The 17,878-nt window shown below is 34.0% G+C and carries 12 protein-coding genes; 9 read left to right on the top strand and 3 right to left on the bottom strand.

Annotation, left to right across the window (positions count from 1 at the left end):
* Positions 1–205: 205 nt before the first annotated feature.
* The 4 genes from LB449_RS13165 to LB449_RS13150 are packed head-to-tail and all read left to right on the top strand — an operon-like array spanning position 206 to position 6,592.
* Positions 206–943, top strand: coding sequence for a hypothetical protein (locus LB449_RS13165; protein WP_224455590.1), 738 nt, complete (start codon positions 206–208; stop codon positions 941–943).
* A complete protein-coding gene (locus LB449_RS13160; RefSeq protein ID WP_224455589.1) occupies positions 940–3,693 on the top strand; it encodes a TonB-dependent receptor domain-containing protein in 2,754 nt (917 codons plus the stop codon). Before LB449_RS13165 ends, LB449_RS13160 begins: the two co-directional genes overlap by 4 nt.
* Positions 3,694–3,709: 16 nt before the next feature.
* A complete protein-coding gene (locus LB449_RS13155; RefSeq protein ID WP_224455588.1) occupies positions 3,710–4,867 on the top strand; it encodes a DUF4249 domain-containing protein in 1,158 nt (385 codons plus the stop codon).
* A 15-nt stretch (positions 4,868–4,882) separates the two neighbouring features.
* Positions 4,883–6,592, top strand: coding sequence for a hypothetical protein (locus tag LB449_RS13150; RefSeq protein ID WP_224455587.1), 1,710 nt, complete (start codon positions 4,883–4,885; stop codon positions 6,590–6,592).
* A gap of 463 nt (positions 6,593–7,055) precedes the next feature.
* Here LB449_RS13150 and LB449_RS13145 read toward each other — a convergent pair whose 3' ends face one another.
* The gene (locus LB449_RS13145) at positions 7,056–7,400 is read right to left on the bottom strand and encodes a hypothetical protein (RefSeq protein ID WP_224455586.1); all 345 of its coding nucleotides are present in this window, start codon (positions 7,398–7,400) and stop codon (positions 7,056–7,058) included.
* 94 nt (positions 7,401–7,494) lie between these two features.
* Here LB449_RS13145 and LB449_RS13140 point away from each other — a divergent pair, with 94 nt between their 5' ends.
* From LB449_RS13140 to LB449_RS13120, 5 genes are all read left to right on the top strand, one after another.
* Entirely contained in the window at positions 7,495–8,322 is an 828-nt protein-coding gene (locus LB449_RS13140) for a GLPGLI family protein (protein WP_224455585.1), read from the top strand.
* Between the two features lie 299 nt (positions 8,323–8,621).
* Entirely contained in the window at positions 8,622–8,840 is a 219-nt protein-coding gene (locus LB449_RS13135) for a hypothetical protein (protein WP_224455584.1), read from the top strand.
* Positions 8,841–8,901: 61 nt separating this feature from the next.
* On the top strand, positions 8,902–9,705 hold the full coding sequence (locus LB449_RS13130) for a GLPGLI family protein (protein WP_224455583.1): 804 nt from the start codon (positions 8,902–8,904) through the stop codon (positions 9,703–9,705).
* Between the two features lies 1 nt (position 9,706).
* Positions 9,707–12,346 carry a carboxypeptidase-like regulatory domain-containing protein gene (locus LB449_RS13125; protein WP_224455582.1) on the top strand — a complete coding sequence of 880 codons (2,640 nt, stop codon included), beginning with the start codon at positions 9,707–9,709 and terminating at the stop codon, positions 12,344–12,346.
* A 191-nt stretch (positions 12,347–12,537) separates the two neighbouring features.
* Positions 12,538–13,506: a bile acid:sodium symporter family protein gene (locus LB449_RS13120; RefSeq protein ID WP_224455581.1), complete on the top strand. Its 969-nt coding sequence runs from the start codon at positions 12,538–12,540 to the stop codon at positions 13,504–13,506.
* 130 nt (positions 13,507–13,636) lie between these two features.
* On the opposite strand, the gene LB449_RS13115 is transcribed toward LB449_RS13120, so the two are convergent.
* Both LB449_RS13115 and LB449_RS13110 read right to left on the bottom strand, forming a co-directional pair.
* Positions 13,637–14,170 (bottom strand): hypothetical protein, encoded by a 534-nt coding sequence (locus LB449_RS13115; protein WP_224455580.1) that lies wholly within the window; start codon positions 14,168–14,170, stop codon positions 13,637–13,639.
* Positions 14,171–14,291: 121 nt separating this feature from the next.
* Positions 14,292–17,231, bottom strand: coding sequence for a reprolysin-like metallopeptidase (locus LB449_RS13110; RefSeq protein ID WP_224455579.1), 2,940 nt, complete (start codon positions 17,229–17,231; stop codon positions 14,292–14,294).
* Positions 17,232–17,878 lie beyond the last annotated feature (647 nt).

Below are 17,878 nucleotides of genomic sequence, written 5' to 3'. Positions count from 1 at the left end.
CGATTTTATTTTCTGGCTTTTGCAGAGTCGTAGGATATAGTTAAGGAAAGTCATTTTATTTTATTGGTTTACTATTGTTTATAAAAATTAGAATTGATGATTTATTTATTTGATATTATTTTAAAATTAGTAATTAATTTATTTAAGTTTACACACCAAACTAATCCTTTTATAAAATTTAGAATTCTCTTCTTATGATTTTTGAATGTATTTAAATTATTCTTCAGTTTTATTAATTTTATTTGTCAGCCTGTCCAGTTTTGGCCAAAGCTTTCCTAATACGGAAATTTATTCTTGGTACGACACTCAAACCGGAATTCAAAACTCTAAATTGCTTCGTGGTGTTGAATATATAGAAGAGCATAGAATGATCAATGAAAATCATAAGTTCTTCGAGTCCAATGATTTTCAAAAAGGAGTATTAGTTTATGATGGACAACTATACAACGACGTGACACTAAAATTTAATATTTATGACGATCTATTACTCATTTACCTTCAATATGAGCAGAGGAATTTATTCTTTGAATTGTTCAGTGATAAGGTCAATAATTTTGAAATTAGTGATCACAAATTCAGCTATATCAGGGCTGAAAATGATTCCAGCATCTTAGGTTTTTATGAAATCATAAGTGAAGAAGGTGATTTTAAAATATTTAAAAAACACATCAAAAATAGAACTGAGAGAAGAGATAAAAGCTTAGCCTATTTTGAATTTTACACTGCCAATCCTGCTTATGTTTTTGAGTATAATGATGAGTTTCATGATTTAAACAAACGCAGAGATCTCTTTTCAAGATTTCCTGACCACAAAAAAGAAATTAAAGATTTTTATAGGGATTTTAAAAAGCAATCGAGAAATAATCCAGATGAATTCTTGGAGAGACTTGCTGAGAAAATGAACTTCATTCTTTCAAATACACAAAATGTTATCGACGAATGAGAAAATATTTGTTTCTTTTATTTTTAATTTATTTTCCTTGTGTTATTGCTCAAACCTTAGATTCCAAAATATCTTTAAGCTTTGAAAATAAAAATCTACTCGAAGTCATAATAGAGATTGAGGAGAAAACTGGCTATCGATTTTTCTTTGATGAAAAGTGGTTTGATTCTAAGAAGTTATCTGGAGAATACTCACAAGTCAGTATTTTTAACATATTGAGTGATATTCTAGAAGAAACAAACATAAATTATTTTATTAAAGATCAACGTATCATCCTAACTCAAGGAAGCATAATTTATGATAGGCTCTCTGATGATTTTTATGAAACTAAAGACAAAATACAGCCTGCAGAAGAAGATACTCAGACACCTAATCCTATTTTTTATGTGAATAGTACTGAAAAATCAAACACTGTTGAGACTATCCTTATTGGGAAAGAAAATAGACAGTCTAAACAAAATAGCTATCAGATTGCGGGTAGAGTAATTTCAAAACAAGGAGAGCCAATTTCTGGTTTGAATATTTTGTTACCAAATCAAAATACCGGAACTGTTACCGACATAGACGGAAATTACAGTATAAAATTACCAAAAGGAGTAAACTTAATTGAGATGCAGGCTCTTGGTGTAGATAATATGAAAAAGCGTCTGGTGGTCTACAGCGATGGTGTTTTAAACTTTCAATTAGAAAAAAACTTTGAAGAATTAGGTGAAGTTTTAATAGAAGCAAATGCAAGGGATAATGTAAAATCTGCATTAACTGGGGTTGAAAAAATAAATGTTTCAGAAATCAAAACGATTCCTTTAGTTTTAGGTGAACGTGATATTTTGAAAGTTGCTACCACTTTACCTGGGATTACCACTGCAGGAGAAGCAGCAAGTGGTTACAACGTGAGAGGTGGTAAAACAGATCAAAATTTAATTTTACTCGATGAGGGAGTAATTTACAATCCAACGCATTTTTTCGGAATATTTTCAGGCTTAAATCCATTTACTACGGGTAATGTTAGTATTTATAAAGGTAGTATTCCTGCTGCTTACGGAGGAAGATTATCTTCTGTTTTCGATTTGAACACTAAAAAGGCAAACAAAGAAAAATTCGCTGGAGAAGTTTCCTTCGGGCCTGTGACTGGAAATGTGAGCCTCGAAATACCGATTGTTGAAGGAAAATCTAGCTTAATCGTTGGCGGACGTGCCACTTACTCCGACTGGATTTTAAACCTTTTAGACGATGAGTCTTTAAAAGATAGCCAAGCTTCATTCTATGATTTTGTCGGAAAATACAATCATGAATTTGACAATAAGGATGAATTAAATGTAAGTGGATATTATAGTAGTGACGTCTTCAGTGTAACCTCAGATTCATTATTTAGTTATACTAATAGAATGTTTGCAGTATCTTACAGTAAAGTGTTAAATGAAAAAAATCGTGGAGAATTGGTAGCAACCAATTCCAATTATGATTTTAATTTAGATTATGAAAGTGACTTTGATAACAATTTTGACTCTGGATATACAATCAACGAGTCTGAAGTGAAATTGAAAATGAAATATTTTCATAATAAGGCACATACATTAAATTACGGAATAAATGCAAAATATTATGATGTTTCACCTGGAGAAGTACGCCCAGGAAATTCAGAATCATTAATCGAAGAACTTAATATTCCTCAAGAACGCGCGATAGAGACTGCTGTTTACATTGAAGACAGTTTTGAGGTAAATGATAAGCTTTTAATAAATGCCGGGTTGAGGTATTCGTTTTTCACAGCTTTTGGACCAGCTGAAATAAACACTTATCAAGAGGGTTTACCTAGAAATGAAATCACCAACACTGGAACAGAAAGCTTTGATAGTGGTGAGGTCATAAAAACTTATAGTGGTCCAGAAGTTAGAGTTTCTGGGAGATATTTCCTTACGCCCAATTTTTCAACAAAACTGAGTTACAATAATACCTATCAATACATTCATACTCTTTCCAATAACACCACAGCTGCACCGACAGACACCTACAAGTTATCGGATTCTTTTATAAAACCACAAAGAGCAAATCAATATGCTCTTGGCTTTTTCAAAAATTTTGATAACAACATTTATGAGCTAAGTCTGGAAGGTTACTACAAAACAGCGGACAATCTGTTGGATTACAAAGTTGGCGCTGATTTATTTTTAAACGACAACATTGAAACTGAAGTTTTGCAAGGGGATGGAAAAGCTTATGGAGTAGAATTACTTCTTAGAAAAAAGAAGGGAGCGCTTAACGGATATTTAGGCTACACCTATTCTAGATCATTTGTAAAATTAGATGGTGATTTTCAAGAAGAAAGAGTAAATAATGGTGATTTTTTCCCGACCAATTTTGATAAACCTCACGATTTTAGCGCTGTGATGAATTATAAATTGACACAACGCTTCAGTTTCTCGGCTAATCTTGTTTATCAAACGGGAAGACCGATTACTTATCCAATAGGAAAGTATAGTTTCAATAATTCCGAATATGTGGTTTATAGCGATAGAAACCAATTTAGAATCCCCGATTATTACCGATTGGACCTAAGCTTTAACGTTGAAGGAAACCATAAAATCGAGAAATTTGCACATAGCTTTTGGAATATTTCAGTGTACAACGTTCTGGGGAGAAATAACCCCTACTCTGTATTTTTCGTAACTGATAATGGTGAGGTTAAGGCTTTTCAAAGCTCTATTTTTGCTATTCCAATTCCTACAATAACCTATAATTTTAGATTTTAAACAACCAAAGGAGGTGATGAACTTAAATATAAAACACATACGATCATTTTTGTTAATTGCTTTAATAGCAATTTCAGTTTCTTGTGTTGAAGAAATCCCATTGGAAACTGAAGGGTTTGAGGAAGCTGTTGTTATAGAAGGAACTATTACAAATGAGCTAAAACAACATCAGATCAAGTTATCAGAAACTTACGCCGTTGCTACAACTGGCCCAAACCCTTTATCTGGAGCTCAGGTTAGGGTAGTAGGGAATAACGAATACGTTTTTGAAGAAACAGATCCGGGCATCTACATCTCAAGAGATGCTTTTGCAGCCGAACCAGGGGTTGGCTATCAACTTAGGATTTCAGTAAATGGCCAGGAGTATGAGTCCGAATCTATGCAATTGCCAAATACTAGTAATATAGATCAACTCAAGGCTTCTCGCATTGATTTAAACGGAGAAAACGGGATTACTATCACATTGAACAATGAAATCGTCGCAGGAACTTCCAATTACTATAGATATGAGTATACTGAAACATTTAAATTTAATTCTAATTCAGCTAAAGTTAATGACCTTATTATAGAAGATGGTGAAATTGTTGAGGTTCCGAAACAAAGGGAAGAATATACCTGCTACCGGACTGATGAATCTCAAAATATAATAATTGCCAATACCAATACACTTTCAGAAAACAGTGTAAAAGATTTGTTTATCACATTTGTTAACTCAAATGATCCTAAAGTTTCCAACAGGTATAGCATATTGGTAAGGCAATTTGTTATTAGTCAGGGAGCTTATGCGTATCTTGAAATACTCAAAGAGCTTTCAGGCTCTGATAACCTTTTTTCACAAACTCAACCTGGTTTTTTTGCAGGCAATATTTCAAATATTAATAACCAAGATGAAAAAATCATTGGATATTTTGATGTTTCGACCGTATCTAGTAAGCGGCTTTACTTTGATTATTTAGATTTTTATCCTCAAGGAAGTACAAGACCAAAATTTGTTGCTGATGCTAACTGTGTTGAAGTTGCTCTTAGTATTCCTGCTTTGAGAATACAAATACAGCAAAATCAAATAAGATGGTCATCAACTTCTCCAGGAGGTATATTTTCAGTAGTTCCAAGGCGATGTGTAGATTGTACAGTTTTTGGGACGAACGAACGACCTGAATTTTGGGAAGATTAATCACAAACTAGACGAATGATAAAAAGTATAATTTTAATTTTTATTACCTGGATTGGATTTGTGAATTATTCATATTCTCAAACTACAGATAAAGAATTTTTACAAAACGAAATTCCTAAAGAGCAGGTTTACCTTCATATCAATAGTAGTTTACTGCTGAGTGGAGAAAAATTGCTTTACAAATTTTATTGTGTGAATGCTGACTCTCAAAAGCTGAGCATGCTTAGTAAAATTGGATGGGTAGTTTTAGTAAACTCAGATCAAGAGGAAGTCTTCAAACACAAATTAAATTTAGAAAACGGTCAGGCTTATTCAGACTTCTTTATTCCTTCCAGCTTGCCTTCAGGAGCTTATAAAATCCTTGGATATACATCTTGGATGCTCAATGCCGAAAAATATTATTTTGAACAGGATATTCATATTTTAAATCCATATCAACAATCAAATAAAGGCCTTGTTAGTAAAGACACAATTGAAACTGTAAAAGAAGAGATCAAACCTCAAACTTCAAATGAATTCAGTTTAAGCCTGAATAAAAATTCATTTTCAAAACGAGAAGAAGTCGTCTTGTCTGTTGATAATTTAAAAGAAGTAAGTGGTGATTTTTCAATTTCTGTTAGAAAAACAGATGGTTTTGATAAGCCAAATCGAGTAAAAAGCATTGATTATTTTGAGATTTATAGTAATAAAGCCTGGAATTTCTCCGATAATTTCATATTACCAGAAGTAAGAGGCTCGTTCTTTAAGGGTAAAATAAGTGGAGTAAACAATCAAACTTTTCAAAGTAGCAATTTGATAACATCCATTCCCGGTGAACAAAGTCAAGTAAACATTGTTTCTGTAGATGAAAATGGTGAGTTCAACTTTACCGTAAATGAAAGTACAGCAGTAGATGAAATCTTGTTTCAACTTTCAGACTATGACAAGGACGATTTTTCTGTTGAGCTTTACAAAGGTATAAGTCCAGATTATTCAAAATTGGATTTCGTTAAGCCACCTAAAGTCCTAATCAACCTAAAAGATTCTATTTTAGATAAAAGTATAAATAATCAAATCGAAAATGCGTTTTCAGCAACTAAGGCCGATCAAACTTTATTTACTGCAGATGAATCTTATTTCTTCAGCAATGAATTAACGATATACAATTTGGACGATTACAAAAGATTCAAAGGAGTTAGTGAAACTTTTGTAGAAATAATAAAATCCGGACGAGTAGAAAAAAATAAAGACGATACCTACAGTATATTCGTTAGGAATAAAAATTTCAATGGCCAATTTACATTACCAGCATTACTGATTGTTGATGGAGTAGTGGTACAGGAACATAGTAAATTGATATCTTTTCCAGCAGAAAGAATTCAAAGTATAGGACTTCTCACAAAAAAGACTTTTTTTGGTCCACAAACATTTCAGGGTGTGGTTGCTGTTGAAACTAAAGAAGCGGATTTCCCCGAAGAATTTAGAGATACGTATATGAAGTCTGCTAATATCATTACGGCACAATCCCCAAAGCAGTATTATAGCCCTGACTATAAAAATGAAGATTTAGACCGCATTCCTGACTATAGATATCAACTCTGGTGGAACCCTTATGTGGATATAGAAAGTAATAAATCACTCAATTTTTTCACTTCTGATTTAAGCGGTGAATTTGAAGTTGAACTGGAAGGATTCACTAAAGATGGAAAGCCAGTTTCAATTCGTAAAGTTTTTAGTGTAGACTAATTTTTGTGGTTTACATATTAGGTCAAGTCTTCCGCTGTAAGATTATACTTTAATTTTTTGAACAAGAGCGCACATAATTCAATCAAGATATAAGTCAATATAATTCAATAATATTGGGTTTATCTAATGAGATTTAGTGAGGGTTTAAACTAGTTCATTAATAATATTCTTATGGAATAAAATTCGAAATAGACATGTCTATTAAAAAAATAGTAAGTTGATGTTTTGTTGCTATCGGGTTTGTTATCCTAATATTTTTTCTTCTAAAACTGGACAATGCATTTTCAGAAACAAAATCTCCAGATCAAGTTTGACTAGCTTTGAGAAGCTACCACATAAGTATATGGATAGGTTGGGCCATAGTTACCTCATCTGCTACTTATTACCAGTGGACCCAAAAGAATTACATTATTTTCATATTGGATTACTTGTTTGCTATTTTAGCTGTTATATTTTTTAGACATTACCTCAGCCTTGGCGAAGAAGAGGAGTTTTGGTCGTTAGGAAGTTCATTTAAGACAGGAGCTAATTTTACGTCAATATGCAATGCTTTAGTATTGATTTTCATGACCGTGTTTGTACAGGCTGCTATTAAGTTTTTCTCTAGCAAATGGCATCTAAAATGAGTTTTCTTATTCAATTGTGATTTTAGTAACTTTTGCGTATCAAATAATTTTTTAAATTTTTTAAGACTTTTTTCTGAATTGAGCAGAGCAGGCTTAATGCATTTCGACATCAAGCTTTGAGTTTTAGATGTATTGATGTAGCGCCTAAAGATGAGATAATCTCTGAAGCCTTTGATGAACATAAATTACTTAAAAACTAAACCCTTAATATTAACTAGAAAAACAGTTTGAAATCATGCTTTTTGTTTAGCTTGCTTAAAAATCAAAGCCAATAACATGAAATTTACGTCTTCAATAACCATGCTTATTTTATCATTTGCATTTTGTAGTGCACAAGAATTAACTGATAAATTTAAACATAAAGCCACTTACGAGATGACTTGGCAGATCGATTCTACAGATACAGAATCAGTCCAAAGTGAAACCATGATATTTTTTTCTGGAGGCGGACAGTCCACATTTTCCAGCGAAGGGCAGCATATTGGAGATTCAATACAAAAAGCTTATAAAAAGCTTGAACGCACGCCACAAAGTTTTAGCGAAATGAGATCTAAAATACCAAAGACAGAATTTAATTACTACATCACAAAGGATTTAGCATCTAGAGAAGTTAGTTATAGGGAAGAAATAGTAAGGGATTATTACGAGTATACCGAAGACTTCTCGAACATAGATTGGAGAATCTTACCCGAAACAAAACAAATAGCAGGTTTTGCAGTCCAAAAAGCAAAAACAAGCTATGCCGGGCGGCATTATACAGCCTGGTTTACAACAGAAATACCTATTTCTGACGGCCCTTATAAGTTCAATGGTTTGCCAGGGCTTATTGTAAGAATAGCCGATGAAAAAAAATTTTATGTATTTGAATTAACAGGTTTTAAAGTTTTAAAGGATCCAGTTTTTGATACTCAAGCCAACGAGGAATATTTAGAAACTGACAAATCCAGCTTTCTAGAAATTAAAGAAGACTACAATGCCAACCCTATTGGTGCCATGGAGCAAACTGGAATAAGTTTTCAATTTGAGCCTGGACAAAAGGAAAAGTTAGAAAAGGAGAGAAGGGCTAGATTAAAAAAAGAAAACAACCCCATTGAACTGGAATAATTTGATGTTTTACTTAAGATAACTGGCGAGAGATTTGAAGCAATAATTATGAAAATAAAACAACACAAACAAAAGTTAAAACTTAAATATTTAACACTTTATACCTAAAAGTTACCTTATTTCTTTTAAATTACATTTCGTAAATTTATCATTTTCCAATTTTGATGAGTAAATGACAAGGTGTTGCAACACCAACTGTACAGTTTTGATGGTTTATAAAGTAAATTGGATTTATAAATCATCTTCTTAAAACAAATGTTTAATCGAACTCAAAATTCTGAGTTCATAAACTTTAAATTATGAAATTATTAAAAAATTCCTTCTTAGGAACAGTATTTTTATTGGCAATAAGCTCAACTTCATTTGCATTAACAAGCAACGAGAACCAAGTCGAAGCTGTAAAGCGTACTTACGTTCCTACAACACTTTCCTGTGGTATTAATGGTTATTCATGTGGTGACACAACTCAGGAAATCATTGAAAATGCAATTGCAATTGATGAGATGGTTTGTCCATAAATTAATTAAAATTAACCTGCCTGAAGAGGCAGGTTTTTAACTTCATAGAATTTTAAAAATTATGATTCAAAAATTTATTTTAGTATTTGTACTAATAATTTCAATTAATATTGAAGCTCAGACAAAGTATGAATTAAACCATAAGTTTACCTATTTACTTACATATCAATCAGATTCTACAATTACATATAATAAGCAAAGCGAAGAAATGTATTTGTTAACAAATGAGAATGTCTCTATTTTTCAGAGTAAAAATGGATATTTAAAAGATTCATTGTTACTCGCAATTGAAAATGATCCGACTGACGAATTAAGTATGGCGGATATCTCAAGATTTCCCAAAACACAATTTCATTCTAAAATATTAAAGAAAAACTCCAAAGACAGCATTATAGTATACGATAAAATTATAACAGATAATTTTAAATACCTTGAAGATAAAGGGAATATTAAATGGAAAATAACTTCCGATACTCAGACTATAAATGGTTTAAAATGCCAAAAAGCAACTACCTCTTATGGAGGTAGAGATTATGAAGCTTGGTTCTCCAATGAAATACCTATTTCTGACGGCCCCTATAAATTTAGCGGCCTTCCTGGTCTTATAATTAAAATTTCAGATTCAAAAAATCATTATGTTTTTGAACTCATAGCTAAATCAAAAATTGATCTAACCTACTCAAAACTTGAGCCTAAAAAAAATCTATTTTTTACAACTAAAGCAGTTTTTTTTGATAAGCGTGAAGATTTTAAAAATAATGTCATAGAAAGAATCGCTCAATCAGGTTTTATCATTGATGATAAATATAAAGCTAAAGTAAGACAGAAATTTAGAAAAAGGAATAACCCTATAGAACTAGAATAATTTGAGTAAAGTCTGTCTTTATGCGTTAGCTTTAGTTGCCTTTTCAGGCTATGCCCAATCCCATCTTACAGGAAAAGTGCTTGATGAAAATGATCAAGTTCTAAGTGGGGCAACGGTGATGGTCAGTAAAGATTCTACAGGAACTATTTTGGCTTATAGCATTAGTAGTGGTAGTGGTGAGTTTAAAGTCCAACTGGATTCAGAGTTAGATTCCCTTTTTCTGAAGGTGTCGTATATAAGTTATACAACCTGGCAGCAACACATTCAGAATAAAGACCAACAGCTCGATATCCAGCTGTCGCCATCTTCAGAAGAACTCAAGGAAGTCCTGGTAAAGTCTAAAGAAATAGAACAAAGAGGCGACACCCTCAATTATTCGGTCTCAGCATTTTCAGACCAGAAAGACAGAGTTATTGCCGATGTGCTCAAGAAAATGCCAGGCATAGAAGTCATGCCAGGCGGCCAGATTAAGTATCAAGGTGAGCCGATTGAAAAATACTATATAGAAGGTTTGGATTTATTGGAAGGCCGCTACAATTTGGCCAATAATAATATTGCTGCCAAAGATGTGTCGCAAGTCCAAATTCTGGAAAATCACCAACCCATCAAAATGTTGGACAGTCTGGAATTTTCTGAGCGCGCTTCGCTCAATATCAAACTTAAAAAGGAAGTGACTGTAAGCGGCAATGCCGAACTCGGTTCTGGATTTTCGCCTTTGCTGTGGAAAGCTAAAATCACACCTATGCTGTTTACCAAAAAGAACCAGGCCATTGTGACTTACCAAGCTAATAACACTGGGAGCGATGTGTCCAGAGAAATCAGGGATTTTTCTATCGCTGATTTTGGTCGAGAAGAGTTCAACACCTCCAAAACCGATTGGCTCTCCATCAGGCAACTTGCAGAACCGCCTTTTTCACAAGAACGCTGGTTGGATAATAATGTGCATTTGGGTTCGGCTAATTATTTGATTCGGCTTAAAAAAGATGTGGATCTAAAAACCAACATTTCTTACCTTAATGACGCCCAACAACAAATCGGAAATACCCAAACCCGTTTTTTCACTCCTACCGATACTATCGATTTGACGGAAAACACCAACAACGATTTATTTAGGAGTACACTGCAATCCAAGTTTATTTTGGAGCGAAACACAAGTGACAATTATTTAAAAAACGAATTAGAGATAAATGGGTTTTGGGATTCTCAACGCGGAGCGATCAACACAGGGAACACTCAGGTGCAGCAACAGCTCTCCAATCCGTTTTCTGTGATTCGTAACAAATTGAGGTTTTTGCAGCCTGTAGGAAAGCAGGTGGTCACCTTTAGGTCCAACACGGGGTATACCGAAGCCAACCAAAGCCTGAATGTGAGCCCTGGCCAGTTTGAAGCCTCATTAAATGACGGCGAAGCATACCAGGAACTGCAACAAACCGTAGAAACCAATACTTTTTTTAGTGATAATACGGCGGGATTTACAAAGCGAATCCAAGGCGTAACGGTATCTCCTGAGTTGGGAGTTTCGGTTAAGAATCAGTCGCTAGGGAGTCAAATAACGATTATTGATACAGATAGAACAGAAACTTTAGGAGGTGATTTTCAAAATAATCTTGATTTTTTAAGCACTCACTTTTATGCCACCAGCAAATTTGTTTACAAAAAAGGAGATTGGAATGTGAGGTTGACCACGCCCATTAATCTAAGAAGTTTTGATATTCAGGATACTTCATTACAAGAAAATCAAAACCTCAGTCGCGTCACGTTTGAACCCAATTTGTACGTGAGAAACAAAATTTCAGCCTTTTGGGAAACCAGTATTTCTGCCAATCTCAGCAATGATTTTGGCGACATGCAACAATTGTATTTTGGATTTATTTTTAACAATTATCGAAATCTTCAGCGGTACAATTCGCCTTTACCAGAAAACTTCAGTCAGAATTACTTCTGGCGACTTCGGTTTAGGAATCCATTAAAATCCATTTTTGCGAATCTTTCCTATTCTTTTAATCAGACAAAGCGCAATTTGCTGTACAGCAATCAAATCGGACTCAATGCCGCCACGATTTTCGAAGCGATAGAGCAGGACAATTTTTCAAACTCTCATAGAATCAAAGTCAAAACCAGTAAATATTTCAGAGAATTAAAGACGACTTTAAGTCTAGGAAGTAATTTTACGATTTCTAATCGGGAGCAAATCCTAAATGGAAATCTAGCCGATGTAGAAAATCAAAATCTTGGGTTTGATCTTGGTCTGGAATCTGATGTGACCGACTGGTTGAGCATCAGTTATTCTGGAAATTATAGTGTTTTGCAAACGCGTTTTGAAGCGCGGAATTTTGATAAAATACAAACCCAGCAACATCAATTAGACCTGTTCTTCTATGTGGCAGATAATCAATACTTCAGTGTCAATTCAGAATACTATTACAATAACATTTCAGAAGACAACCAGAACAATTACTTTTTAAATTTTAATTACCAATACACCTTTGAAGAGGTAGGCATAGACCTGAATGCAAGTTGGAATAATGCACTGAATACAGATGAATTTGTACGCGTCTCAAACACCGACTTTTCCTACGTGCAAAGTACTTACCGATTGCGTCCTTCACAATTTCTGTTGAGTCTTAAGTTTTTGTTTTAAAATCCGTTGAAGGTTAAATGTTTTCCTTCAAGATTTAAGGATCATACTTTAAGGTTTGATACCTTCCATAGTTACAAGAACCATATTACTCATAAACTTTCCTTTAGCATAACTAGACAGAAAAGAGTATTATTGAAAAAACGAACATAGATTGACGGAGTCAACCAAATCCGGAAGCCGAACTTAGCAAGATGAAAATAAAATTAGATCCTTTCGTCCTCTCCATCATCCTCGTTATAGGGCTGGCTTATTTTTTTCCAGACTTAGGTCGGGAAGGGAATGCTATCCCGCTAGATACTATAGTCAGTTTAGGTATTTCCTTGATTTTCTTTTCTTATGGTCTTAAATTGAGCAAACATCAGATTACTTCGGGTTTAAAAAACTGGCGCTTACATGCTTTAGTCCAATCCTCAACATTCCTTTTATTTCCAGCTATTGTCATCAGTTTCTATCCCTTTATCGAGCAAGGCGCTCAAGAAACGATTTGGCTGGCTTTTCTGTTTCTTGCCGCTTTGCCATCCACCGTCTCTTCCTCGGTGGTGATGGTGTCCATGGCCAAAGGCAACATTCCCGCAGCTATATTCAATGCTAGCATATCAGGCTTGATAGGAATTGTACTAACTCCGTTGTGGATCGGTCTATTCCTTCAGGAATCGGGGGTAGACTACAACCTGGGAGGCATATATTTAAAGTTACTTCTTGAAATTTTGCTCCCCGTCGTTTTGGGACTTATACTTCAGCAATATTTGGGTAAATTTGTTCAGAAGTACGCTAGGCAGCTTTCTCTTTTTGACAAGTCCATCATCCTGTTGATTATCTACAAAAGCTTTGTAGAGTCGTTTGATGAAGGGGTATTCACTAGTGTAAAAATCAGGGATTTAATTTTTATCGGTATCGCCACTATCCTCTTATTTTATGTGGTGTACTTTATCACCGGTTACCTTTCCCGGGTTTTAAAATTCAATAAGGAAGACCAAATTACCGCCCAGTTTTGCGGCACTAAGAAATCACTGGTTCACGGTACTGTTTTTTCAAAAGTTCTTTTTCCAGAATCCATGTCAGTAGGCTTAGTTCTTCTCCCACTTATGATTTTTCACGCCTTCCAAATTCTGTTTATAAGCTTTGTTGCTTCACGACTATCCAATAGATTTAGGGAGTAATTTTTTCTGATTTTGATACTACAAACTTTAATGTTTTACGACATAAAGTTTGTAGTTATATTCAAAATAATGCAGCGTCTGGAGTGAGATGATTTCTGAAGAATTCAGATTCAATTTTTTAACAAAAAAATTAAATTTTCTCTGTAGTATAAAACTCCTTAATAATTTGTGGCACTCTATCCATTTCAAATTTTAGACTATAGGTTACCGTTGAATCGCTTTGTCTTTGAATCATTAGTTTACCTTGTTTTACTGGGTAGTAGCCGCTTTCACCTTTACAAAAACACAAGCGGCCAAAGTAAACTTTAGCCAAATTTAGTTTTTCATTCTTTAGTTGAAGATTATCTTGCTTGGTATTGATTTTTGCATAAATCACTTCTTTGTAGCCATCATCGGCAAGCTTGGGGTCTTGAATTTTTTTGTATTCAAATTTTAAAACCGTCTTATCACCATTCTTTACAACGGGATATAAAGCACCAATACCATCACTCTTCATTTCAAGGGATTTATGAGTAAGGACTTCAAAAGTACAAGTACCATCCTCTGGACAATAGTCGGCCAACTTATAAGATGGTGGAGAGGATTCGGCTACTTGTTTTTTGGTTTGACAAGACGAAATTAGAAGAGAACATACAAAAACAATAAGTAAATGTTTTGATATCATGATGTTAGATTTACAATACATAATTTAAATCTTGGATAAAAAACGGAATGCTGAAATTGGCATTTATATATTCCGTTTAAAACAATTAAACAATATCAATATATGATGTTGTTATAATGAATCATCTTTTTATCCATTTACTTACAAATTGTTTTTTATTATGGTTGAGTTTCACAAAATACACCCCTGAAGCTAAGTTTGAAGCATCAACTTGAATAATTCCATTAGAATTGACTCTTGGCCTTTGATTTAAAACCTGCTTCCCTATTATATCATAAATTTGAAGACTCACTTTTTGGTTTTTTAAGTGGTCAACTTCAATATTTAATTGTCCATAGCTAGATGGATTAGGGTAGATATAGAATGAGTTGGATTCAAAATCACTAACATTAAGGAAATCGTCAAAATTCGCTACTAAATTTCGATTATTTTCTACAGTAAATGTATAAATAGCATCGGTTGAGACTTCTGTTCCACCTTCGGTCCAATTGACAAAACTGTAACCTGTATTAGCAGTTGCAATTACCATTGCCGACTCTCCAAAATCTATGTTTCCTCCGCCTGCAGGACTTCCACCTACCGTAGGATTTGCTGATGTAGAGACGTTGAAGGTAGAGGTGATTTGAACAGAATAATCTTCAACCTCACCGTATGTAGAATTACCACAAGGTGTTGTATTTGAAGTCCCAAAATTTGCATTATTCATACGTATTCGCATAGTTGTTTTACCAAGTTTGGCATCATTAGGAATATTAATATTTCCTCCAAATGGATAAATACTAAAATCTTCACTAAAAATAGCTGTCTCAATTACTTTTTCTCCAGAATCTGTAAAGACACCATTTTTATTAAAATCAATCCATACAATAACTTGATCGCCTTCATAAACTGAATTATTTTTTTCTCTTACTTGTATTGGATAAGTATCTCCAGTATATAGGTTGGTGGAAATATTGGTAAAATCTGCATATCCAGTATTATCGGTTGGGGAGGTATTATCAATCGAATTCAATACTACGCGTTCAATATTGGAGAATCCAAAATCAGAAGCACCCGCCTCACAATAAACAGGAGTGAATTCAACGCTAATACTAAAGGCCTGTGAATTTATATCAAAAAACACATTGTTAGAAGCTCTTACCATCAGCCTTGAATTCTCCGAGACAACATCTGGTACTATTATATCTTCACTTCCATCATTTGGGGTATTAGTCAACAATACAGTGTTAAAAGATAAACCACCATCTGTAGAGAGTAATATGTCAACATTCTGTGTATTTACGCCCGCAGCATTGTCAGTATTGGCGACATCCCAAGTTACTGTTTTGGTAGAATTGGCAACCCAAATATTTTCAAGTGTGTTTTGAGAGGTCACTCTAAAAGGCCCAGCAGAATCATCAACAGTTAAGGTTGTGCTTTCTTGAGCTACTTGTCCACCAAGTGCATTGTTATCTCTTACGATAACACCAAAATTTAAAGTTCGAGCCACAGTTGGTAAAACCTCCCACGTATTCGAGTATTGGTTATCGAGAAGGGTTGGCATATTAGGAAAATAGCGAGTTGGACTCAAGGTAGGCAAAAACGTTCTAAAACTTGGCCCTGATGTAGAGGTCGATTCTGGTGGCATTGGGACATTGGGCACAACATCATTATCTATTTGATCCCAACTATAACTTAGAACATCAGCATTTGCATCGGTTGCAACGGCTTCTAATTTAAAAGGGGTATTTTTTGGAATGTTATAATTTGGGACGGCTTGAATGACAGGTGCTTCGTTAGCAATGCTAACAGTTTCTGCACAACTACCAGTGGTTGTGATAAATCTATTACTAACTTCAGAAATACTAATGTAGTGAAACATAGCATCACTTGGGAATTGAACATTTGGAGGTGCTACACCTGCATAACTCATAATCGTGCTCCCTGAACCAGGTTCCACGGCTGTTTCAAAATTTTCATTTACATCACTACTTTGGGTGTGGTTAGCGCCAAATTGATGTCCGAGTTCATGAGATAGTAAGCCAATATTAAAATACTCTCCAACAGGAGTGTTTAAGCCAGTAACACCTCTAGCTTTACCTGAAAGACAAACAGCAGGTGTTTGTGCCAAACCTCCGCCTTCGGTACACAAAACATGTCCAACATCATAATTTTCAAAACCAATTTTAGTATCAATTTGGATTTTATTTTCATTTATTAATTCAGATAAATCATTGTTAGTGTAACCATCATTATTTGTATCACCTAGAGAAATCAATTGATCATTATTGTCAATTAACTGTAGTGTGACCCCAAAATCTCTTTCAAAAATCTGATTCACCCGATTAATACTCACTACAATGGCCGCTTGAACAGTAGCTTTGGCTGTTGTGCTTGAGCTTCCTGAAGTAATGCCCGCTTGATTGAGATGATAATCAGAATATTCCACAGTTGAGGCAACTGCAAGTCGGTAGCGTCTTAAAACCCCGTCTTCTATAAATTTAGGTTGAATAGAAAATTCTTCTGCGTCATTGTCGTTTGTAAGTTCATCAACATAACACTCAAAGGAATTTCCCTCTTTTAGGCTTGCATCTTTTTTACTAAAAACAATATAGGTATCAGCATTCTTATCATAAGGATTAATAAGCGTCTGCCCATATTCAGAGCCTAAAGTCATACCGTAAAAACCCTGAGGTGTTATAGTAATACTTAAGGTATGGGCTTTGTTTTTAATATTATAACCAACAAGACTTTTGATATTAAGGTATTTATCAGCCAAGCCTTCTGCCATGATTGGTGTGGAATAAATTTGAAAGGTGTCCATTTCTCCACCCGGATTAGGTATGTCTATACGCAGAGATGATTTTGAAACTTTAAATCGGTCGGGTGCTTTGTCTAGATAAGTTGTAAGCATTTTTTTATCTAGATTAAAATAAACAGGATTTTCAGCTTTAGAAGCATAATCAATAACATTCTTTTTAGATATGGAATTTATAGTCGTTTTCCCCCAAAAATTCTTTCCTTGTCCGAATAATAGAATCGGGGATATTATTACAACTAAGAGAAGAAAATTTTTATTCATAATTGATAGTTTATGTAAATAGTAGCTTTTAAATTAAAATCTGAAGTTGAAATGTCTAGATACCTAACATTGTACTCTTTAAAATTATTAATAAACTTCTTTATATTAGTTTTATTTCAAAATTATCATTCTTCACCATTATTGCTAATTATTAAATCTTTATTGAAATTCTATAATTATTGCTAAAAAGTACGGTTCAACCGTAATTGTGTTACGGGAAAACCGTAAATCTTGGCGATATTTTAAAATTTAACAGTCTAATTTTATACGATATTGTTTTTTTTTTAAGTTCGAAGCAAATAATATAAACTATGAAAGTGTTCTTCTAACTAGAAAAAAAGGAAGCGCTTTTCGGGATGAAAAGCGCTCCACAGATTTAAGACATGAAAATGCATATCTCGCATGCGAAGCAATGATACGGATTTTTCATGAAGATGTGTACAACCTTTGAGCTGAGAGTCGATTTTTGACAATCGAATTTTTACAACATTTATTAAAAATTAATATCATGAAAAAGTTTTTTTCAATTATCGCTTTAGGAGCGATGACCTTAAGTTTAAGTAGTTTTAATACATCTGACAACTCTGAAATAAGAGATTGTGCAGCTCAAGCATGGGAAGCTGGATCAGAAGCTGAAAATATGGGTG

It is taken from the genome of Psychroflexus lacisalsi, assembly GCF_020164495.1.
Classification (GTDB): Bacteria; Bacteroidota; Bacteroidia; order Flavobacteriales; family Flavobacteriaceae; genus Psychroflexus; species Psychroflexus lacisalsi.
The sequence above is the reverse complement of the archived record's forward strand: the minus strand, read 5'-3'. Positions and strand labels throughout refer to the sequence as shown.

Bases quoted from the DNA above. Each gene is read 5' to 3' on its own strand.
- LB449_RS13165 (WP_224455590.1), top strand. From the start codon at position 206: ATGTATTTAAATTATTCTTCAGTTTTATTAATTTTATTTGTCAGCCTG.
- LB449_RS13160 (WP_224455589.1), top strand. From the start codon at position 940: ATGAGAAAATATTTGTTTCTTTTATTTTTAATTTATTTTCCTTGTGTT.
- LB449_RS13155 (WP_224455588.1), top strand. From the start codon at position 3,710: ATGAACTTAAATATAAAACACATACGATCATTTTTGTTAATTGCTTTA.
- LB449_RS13150 (WP_224455587.1), top strand. From the start codon at position 4,883: ATGATAAAAAGTATAATTTTAATTTTTATTACCTGGATTGGATTTGTG.
- LB449_RS13145 (WP_224455586.1), bottom strand. From the start codon at position 7,400: ATGTTCATCAAAGGCTTCAGAGATTATCTCATCTTTAGGCGCTACATC.
- LB449_RS13140 (WP_224455585.1), top strand. From the start codon at position 7,495: ATGAAATTTACGTCTTCAATAACCATGCTTATTTTATCATTTGCATTT.
- LB449_RS13135 (WP_224455584.1), top strand. From the start codon at position 8,622: ATGAAATTATTAAAAAATTCCTTCTTAGGAACAGTATTTTTATTGGCA.
- LB449_RS13130 (WP_224455583.1), top strand. From the start codon at position 8,902: ATGATTCAAAAATTTATTTTAGTATTTGTACTAATAATTTCAATTAAT.
- LB449_RS13120 (WP_224455581.1), top strand. From the start codon at position 12,538: ATGAAAATAAAATTAGATCCTTTCGTCCTCTCCATCATCCTCGTTATA.
- LB449_RS13115 (WP_224455580.1), bottom strand. From the start codon at position 14,170: ATGATATCAAAACATTTACTTATTGTTTTTGTATGTTCTCTTCTAATT.
- LB449_RS13110 (WP_224455579.1), bottom strand. From the start codon at position 17,231: ATGAATAAAAATTTTCTTCTCTTAGTTGTAATAATATCCCCGATTCTA.